7 protein-coding genes and 1 pseudogene are annotated in these 6,155 nt (G+C 57.8%); 6 read left to right on the top strand and 2 right to left on the bottom strand.

Annotated features, from left to right (window positions below):
* Positions 1-18 precede the first annotated feature (18 nt).
* Together SYNGFB01_RS12110 and SYNGFB01_RS12105 are read left to right on the top strand one after the other, a co-directional pair.
* Positions 19-1,512: an NAD(P)H-quinone oxidoreductase subunit N gene (locus SYNGFB01_RS12110; protein WP_152669654.1), complete on the top strand. Its 1,494-nt coding sequence runs from the start codon at positions 19-21 to the stop codon at positions 1,510-1,512.
* 4 nt (positions 1,513-1,516) lie between these two features.
* Entirely contained in the window at positions 1,517-2,191 is a 675-nt protein-coding gene (locus tag SYNGFB01_RS12105) for an ABC transporter ATP-binding protein (RefSeq protein WP_048018228.1), read from the top strand.
* A 48-nt stretch (positions 2,192-2,239) separates the two neighbouring features.
* On the opposite strand, the pseudogene SYNGFB01_RS14455 reads toward SYNGFB01_RS12105, so the two are convergent.
* A pseudogene (locus tag SYNGFB01_RS14455) lies at positions 2,240-2,425 on the bottom strand (M23 family peptidase); the annotation flags it as partial.
* On the opposite strand from SYNGFB01_RS14455, the gene SYNGFB01_RS13905 reads away from it, so the two are divergent.
* From SYNGFB01_RS13905 to SYNGFB01_RS13540, 4 genes are read left to right on the top strand one after another with little or no spacing between them, the layout of a single operon-like run.
* A complete protein-coding gene (locus SYNGFB01_RS13905) occupies positions 2,393-3,082 on the top strand; it encodes a methyltransferase C-terminal domain-containing protein (RefSeq protein WP_053068486.1) in 690 nt (229 codons plus the stop codon). The pseudogene SYNGFB01_RS14455 and the gene SYNGFB01_RS13905 overlap by 33 nt on opposite strands.
* Before the next feature lie 16 nt (positions 3,083-3,098).
* Positions 3,099-3,926, top strand: a complete 828-nt coding sequence (locus SYNGFB01_RS13550; protein ID WP_082326033.1) for an NAD(P)-dependent oxidoreductase — start codon at positions 3,099-3,101, stop codon at positions 3,924-3,926.
* Positions 3,923-4,693, top strand: a complete 771-nt coding sequence (locus tag SYNGFB01_RS13545) for a cephalosporin hydroxylase family protein (protein ID WP_072061633.1) — start codon at positions 3,923-3,925, stop codon at positions 4,691-4,693. Before SYNGFB01_RS13550 ends, SYNGFB01_RS13545 begins: the two co-directional genes overlap by 4 nt.
* 60 nt (positions 4,694-4,753) lie before the next feature.
* Positions 4,754-5,653: a glycosyltransferase family 2 protein gene (locus SYNGFB01_RS13540; RefSeq protein WP_072061632.1), complete on the top strand. Its 900-nt coding sequence runs from the start codon at positions 4,754-4,756 to the stop codon at positions 5,651-5,653.
* Between the two features lie 44 nt (positions 5,654-5,697).
* Here the strand turns inward: SYNGFB01_RS13540 and SYNGFB01_RS16570 are convergent, their stop codons facing one another.
* Complete coding sequence (locus SYNGFB01_RS16570) at positions 5,698-5,850, bottom strand: helix-turn-helix domain-containing protein (protein ID WP_161795899.1); 153 nt, start codon at positions 5,848-5,850, stop codon at positions 5,698-5,700.
* Positions 5,851-6,155 lie beyond the last annotated feature (305 nt).

Here is a 6,155-nt window from a genome sequence, read left to right as displayed (position 1 = left end):
GCCGCCGGCACCGCCGGACTGAATCTGCAGCTCAACGCGGCAGCGATCCTGCCCGAAGCTGCCGTGCTGCTGGCTCTGGTGGCCTGCCTGCTGGTCGATCTGGCCGGCGAGGAAGCCGCCAGCCGCTGGGTGCCGCCCTTCTGCTACGCCGGCCTCGGCGGAGCCCTTGCCCTGCTGGCGCTGCAGTGGAACAACGCCCAGCTGGAGCCCTCCTTCCTGGGATCCTTCCTGGCCGACAATCTCGCCATCGCCTTCCGGGCCGTGGTGGCGGCCTCCACCCTGATCTCGCTGCTGCTCAGCTGGCGCTACGTGGAACGCAGCGGCACGCCGGTGGGTGAATACGCGGCGATCCTCCTGGCGGCCACCCTCGGGGCGATGTTCCTCTGCGGTGCCACCGACCTGGTGAGCATCTTCGTATCGCTGGAGACCCTTTCGGTCGCCAGCTATCTGCTGTCGGGCTACATGAAGCGCGACGCCCGCAGTTCCGAGGCGGCCCTCAAATATCTCCTGGTGGGATCGGCAGCCGCCGCCGTCTTCCTCTACGGGGCCTCGCTGCTCTACGGCCTCACCGGCGGAGCCACCGACCTGGCAGCGGTGGCGGTGGCGCTCCAGACCAGCGCCGCGCCGGTCGCCGCCCTGTCGCTGGTGTTCGTCCTGTCCACCGTGGCCTTCAAGATCGCCGCGGTGCCCTTCCACCAGTGGACCCCCGACGTCTACGAGGGCTCGCCCACACCCGTGGTGGCCTTCCTGTCAGTGGGATCGAAGGCCGCGGGCTTCGCCCTGGCGCTGCGCATCCTGGTGGGCTGCTTCGAGAGCTTCGATGCCCAGTGGAAACTGCTCTTCACCGTGCTGGCGATTCTCAGCATGGTGCTCGGCAACGTGGTGGCCCTCGCTCAGACCTCGATGAAGCGGATGCTGGCCTACAGCTCAATCGGCCAGGCTGGCTTCGTGATGATCGGTCTGGTGTGCGGCACTGAAGACGGCTATGCCGCCATGGTTCTCTACATGGCCGCCTACCTGTTCATGAATCTGGGCGCCTTCGCCTGCATCATTCTCTTCTCACTGCGCACCGGTTCCGACCGGATCAGCGATTACGCCGGCCTGTACCAGAAGGATCCGCTGATCACCCTGGGCCTGAGCCTCTGCCTGCTTTCGCTGGGCGGCATCCCGCCGATGCTGGGCTTCTTCGGCAAGATCTACCTGTTCTTCGCCGGCTGGGCCGACGGCCATTACCTGCTGGTAGTCGTGGGGCTGATCACCTCAGTGGTGTCGATCTACTACTACATCTCGGTGATCAAGATGATGGTGGTCAAGGAGCCGCAGGAAGCCTCCGACGTGGTCAAGGCCTACCCCCCGATCAACTGGTCGTTGCCGGGCCTGCCCCCCCTGCGAGCCGCGCTGGTGGGATGCGTGATCGTCACCGCGATCGGCGGCATCCTCTCCAGCCCCCTGTTCACATGGGCCAGCGACGCCGTGGCCGGCACCCCGATCCTGCAGGCGGCTCTGAGCTGAAGCCTTGAGGCAACCGGTCGCGGAGCTGATCCAGGTCGACAAGGTCTACGGCAGCGGTGAGACCGCAGTGAAGGCCCTCGACCAGCTCAGCCTCTCGGTCCAGCGGGGTGACTATCTGGCGGTCATGGGGGCGTCGGGCTCCGGCAAGAGCACGGCGATGAACATCCTCGGCTGCCTGGACCGGCCGAGCGGCGGCAGCTACCGGCTCAACGGAACGCCGGTCGAAACGCTCAACGACGACCAGCTCGCCGATCTGCGCAACCGGGAGCTGGGCTTCGTGTTTCAGCAGTTTCATCTGCTGCCCCAGCTCACGGCCCTGGAGAACGTGATGCTTCCCATGGTCTATGCCGGGGTGCCGGCCGCCGAGCGGCGACAGCGCGCTGAAACAGCCCTGGCCCGGGTCGGGCTCGCACAGCGGCTGCACAACAAACCCAACCAGCTCTCCGGCGGTCAGCAGCAGCGGGTGGCGATCGCGCGGGCAATCATCAACCATCCGGCCATGCTGCTGGCCGATGAGCCGACCGGCGCTCTCGATTCACGCACCACGGCGGAAGTGCTGAACATCTTCGAGGATCTGCACCGTTCCGGCATGACGGTGGTGATGGTGACCCACGAGGACGACGTGGCAGCCCGCGCCGAGCGGATCGTGCACTTCCGCGACGGCCGGGTTCTGGACTGAGCGGGAGACGGGGTCGTCGGCCTCCTGCCGTGACCAGGGCGGACACCCTCAGCCCGCCCTGGGGGCGGGGCGCTCGAGGCTGCTGAGCAGCTGACCCATCAGCAGTGCGATGGCATCGCTGCCGCTCTCGCCGGGTCCTGGATCCAGGTCGCCGGGATCGACGGCCACCCAACCGCCATCCTGTGGCAGGCGCAACTCGAAGTGGAGGTGGGGTCCGGTGCTGAGACCGGTGCTCKAACTGGCCGCGCCTCGATCGAGTTTCCCCACCTACTTCGGCTGCTGGCCGGCAACCAGTTCGACACGATCTATCATGAGCACTACAGCTACCTGAGTCTGCGTACCGTGCAGCGGATCGCTGGCTCAGTTGGCCTTGAAGTGGTGGATGTTGAGGAGCTACCCACCCATGGCGGCAGCCTCCGGGTGTGGCTGGCCCACATTGGCACGGCTGAGGCCTCAACGCCGGTTTCGGCAGTGCTTGCGAACGAATCAGCCGCAGGACTTGAAACGCTGACAGCGTACACCGGGTTCCAGGTGCGAGCCGAAGCGGCGAAGCACGAGTTGCTGGAGTTTCTGCTTCATGCCCGACGAGATGGGCGGCGCATCCTGGGCTATGGGGCAGCCGCCAAGGGCAACACACTGCTGAACTACGCCGGCATCCGTGCCGATCTACTGCCCGCCGTGGCCGACCGTGCTTCCAGCAAGCAGGGCAAGATGCTGCCAGGCAGCCACATCCCTGTGATCAGCCCCGAACAACTCGCCATAGAGGAAGCCGAGGCCCTGCTGGTACTGCCCTGGAATCTGATCGACGAGATCAGCCATCAGCTTGCGGACATTGAACTGGTGACGGCGATTCCCGAGCTGCGGCGAATGCGTCCAATCAATGAATTGTGATTGCTTTTCTCAATAAGTGACAACAATCCATTTGCTAGGAAGTGGAGGCTTCATTGGCAGCGCTGTTCAACGGCAAGCCTATAATCTGCCATTGCATTGCTGGAGCCACCGCTCTTCCGATCATGATCACCACTTCGACCTGTTAAATCCATCCAGCTGGCAGAAACTACTTAGCCATCAGCCTACCCACGTCATACTACTGAGCTGGCCTGGCCTTCCCAATTATCAAAAGCCCTTTCATGTGACCCATAATTTGCCGGCCTGTATTGAACTGGTAGAGCGATTGTTGGCAGCCGGCCTGCAACGCCTTGTGGCCGCTGGTACTTGTTATGAATATGGCCTGCAGAACGGCGGGTTAAAGGAAGATCAACTCACTGACCCCGCCAATTGCTACGCTATTGCCAAGGACAGCCTACGCCGAGTAATTGCTAATCGATGCGACGAACACAAAGTGGAGTGGTGCTGGCTTAGGATTTTTTATCCTTATGGACAAGGGCAGAACCCAAAGTCACTTGTACCTTCCCTTCATAAGGCTCTGGAGAATGGAGACAAGGTATTTCCAATGGGCTCTGGTCGCCAGCTTCGGGATTTCATTCCAGTTGAAGACGTAGCCGAGCAGCTGCTGACATTAGCAACTCATCAGGATGCATTTGGCGTCTACAATGGAGGCACAGGAATGCCCCGCTCAGTCTTCGAAATGGTCGAGGAAGCTGTTGTAGCCCATGGCGGATGTATTCAGCTCAAGAGAGGAGCCCGTCCAGATCGAACTGATGAGCCATTGGCCTTCTGGGCTAATATGGAGAAGCTTCAGGGTCTTCACCGCTCCCAACAGATTGAACAATGAGTAACGACCCAATCCAGGCGCACTTTGAGCAAGCAATTGAGAGAGCGAATACGCAGGCATCTGATCCAACCATCACCAAGCCTGCTGGAGAATTCTTTGCACGAAGCCATGAGTTGCGTTATTCCTACAACTTTACCTGGCTTGGGAGGCCCATCATCCAGTACCCCCAGGATGTTGTTGCCTTCCAAGAGATTGTTTTTGATGTAAAGCCGGATGTGATTCTTGAGACTGGCATCGCTCACGGCGGCTCCCTTGTGCTTTCAGCTTCCCTGTTGTGCCTTCTCGATATAATGGAAGGGCTGGACCCCCGCCAGTCACACCGCAAAGTCGTTGGCGTGGACATCGAAATCAGGCCACACAACCGGAAAGCCCTCAACGAACATCCTCTTCGGTTCAAGTTGGAGCTAATTCAAGGATCTTCAATCGACTCTGAAATCATCAAGCAAGTGCGTTGTCATGCCGGGGGCGCAGAGCGTGTATTGGTCTGTTTAGATTCCAATCATACGCACGACCATGTTCTAGCCGAGCTTGATGCTTACGCCGATCTTGTGTCGATCGGTAGCTACTGCATTGTATATGATACCGTTATCGAAGACTTATCAGAAGGTTCATTTCCCGACCGCCCGTGGGATGTTGGGAACAACCCCAAAACAGCCGTGCATCAGTGGCTGAAGAACCATTCCGAGTTTGAGATCAATAAGAATATTGATAACAAGTTGCTAATCAGCGTCGCACCGCATGGTTTTCTTAAACGGTTGCCACAATAGAAATAAGTACAGCACCACACGATTAGCATGAACCAAAGCATGCCAGTAGTTAGCATAGGTATGCCCGTTTTTAACGGCGAGTACACAATTAGTTACGCACTTGACTCAATACTGGAGCAAGAGTTCACTGACTTTGAGATACACATATCAGACAACCATTCGACAGACCGAACGCCAGAGATAATTAAAGAATACATGGCCAAAGACTCGAGGATACGTTACTTTAGGCAACCGCGCAACATCGGAGCCTATAAGAATTTTGAATATGTGTTGAGTTTGAGCAGGGGCAAGTATTTCATGTGGGCAGCCGCAGATGACTGGCGTTCACCCAATTTTTTAGGTGAATGCGTGAAACTACTTGAATCGCACAAATCATGCGTGGCCGCAACAAGCTTTGACAAGTTTATTGGGCGCAACCAAATCAACACTTTTACGCTAGCGGGCTCGAAATCTGAAAGATTAAAGCAGTTTATTGACAATTCCTTTCACTCGAATGCTCTTTTCTACTCCTTAATGCACAGAGAATTATGCGATGACTTTAACTTCGAACTCTTAGAATGCCTTGCAGGCGACTGGATATTCATTTGTTTCTTAGCCCAAAGAGGAGACATACTTAGGTCTCCTGACGCGCTAACTATATTTTCAGATAACGGAATGAGTTACAGTGAATCTAGATATAGCATGTTTAGGAGCAGACTGGCTCACTGGTTCTACCCTCTCCTTAACTTTTCAAGGTTTGCTTACACATTATCAAAGAATGACTCAAAGGCGGCGAGGAGTAACATTGAAGCAAAACTATTCTCGCTTAACCACTATACAGCTCTTGATCAAGCAAGCCTTGAAACCAGAAAGGCTCACTCACTTGCCAAGATTGTGATAATTAGAGTGGCACTCAAGGCAATTTCTACAAGACTAGGGCTTTATCTTTATCGCAGATTCTTCGGTTTCGCATTAGCCTAAATCCAAGGATGGTATCAAGTAGGAATCCTAGGTGTTGTCTCTTGCTAGGTTAGTCTGCGGATACTCCTTCGATCCGCCAGAGAGTATGGACCGCCTGAACGGGAGCGGGGCAGCCAGCGGTAAGCGCAGCGGAGGCTGATCAAGCTCTCAGCGGCCAGCTCGGCCAGGCTGCGGCCGTTCTCCAAGTGCTGGATCACCAGCTGGAGGGGGCCCTTCTAGGTAAGACGTGCATTGGAGTGGCTCTGCATGGGTGCGTGAGGCCTGGGTTGGTGGGTCGCACCTCAAGCTCTAGCGGCCTCACACCCTTGTCACTGAGCAACCTGCTGAGACAGAACAACTAGTACAACCACCYSCYGCACCGCCACAGTGCCATCCGGTTCGTGACGCCTCAACAGCGCCATAGCGGTCGAGGCCGANGGCGGACGGGGATAGCCCAGTTCCCGGTGCAGCAGCTCCACCCGGCCGAGCTCGCCCAGCTTGGCGGGGTGGCGGTGAGCGCGAA

It is taken from the genome of Synechococcus sp. GFB01, from assembly GCF_001039265.1.
In the GTDB taxonomy this organism is placed as follows: domain Bacteria; phylum Cyanobacteriota; class Cyanobacteriia; order PCC-6307; family Cyanobiaceae; genus NIES-981.
This window is presented reverse-complemented; position numbering and strand designations above follow the sequence as displayed.